The sequence below is a fragment of the Pseudokineococcus sp. 1T1Z-3 genome (assembly GCF_037482365.1).
Taxonomy (GTDB): Bacteria; Actinomycetota; Actinomycetes; order Actinomycetales; family Quadrisphaeraceae; genus Pseudokineococcus.
In genome coordinates this window covers 1-667 of the sequence record NZ_JBBHZF010000031.1, presented here as the reverse complement: position 1 = coordinate 667, position 667 = coordinate 1, and the positions used below count along the sequence as shown (strand labels likewise).

Below are 667 nucleotides of genomic sequence, written 5' to 3'. Positions count from 1 at the left end.
GATGGCCCAGGACGGTCCGAGTCCGGCGGCGGACAGGGCGTCGAGAGTCACGAGGGTGGCTACGCCACCGCCCAGGACGGTGCGGGCGAGGGTGATGCGGTCGGCCGGACCACTCCAGTGGTCTGGGCGTCGCGCGACAGCCAGTGCGGCCACGCCGACGAAGCACACACCGACGGCCACCGCGACGACCCCGGTGACGACATCGGCCCCGGTGCGGGAGGCGGTCGCGACCACGATGACGGTACAGACGGCCATGGCGGTCAGGACGGTGACCACCGCGTCGCGGTGAGCCGTGCCGCACCGGCGCTGCTGCTGAGCCCCCCGGCCCTGTCGACTCGAAGGGCTCTGGTAGGTCTTCTTGAGCCGCCTCGTTCGAGGGTGCCCGGGGGGCTGTGGCCCCGGGGCGTCGACGGTGGGCCTGCTCGGTGAGGTCGCGGGTCTTGCTGCGGCGGGGGGCTGGGGCACGTCAGCGGTCGTCACCGTGCATCTCCTGCCGACGGGAGGCTCGGCGTGAGGAGGTTGCGAGTTCGGCTCGCAGACAGGTCGAGCTCGACCGCGACGTCGTCCCCGAGGACGAAGCGCCGCGAGGGCGCCCGTAGCGCGTCGGCCATGAGGTCGGTCCCCTCGAAGCGCAGGCCCGGGACGCCGTCGCCGACGAGCACGGGCG

Annotated in this window: 2 pseudogenes; both read right to left on the bottom strand. The window is 73.8% G+C overall.

The features are described 5' to 3' along the window. A pseudogene (locus WDV86_RS15940) lies at positions 1-276 on the bottom strand (hypothetical protein); the annotation flags it as partial. A gap of 200 nt (positions 277-476) precedes the next feature. Further along, positions 477-667: pseudogene (locus WDV86_RS15935) on the bottom strand (GTP cyclohydrolase II); the annotation flags it as partial.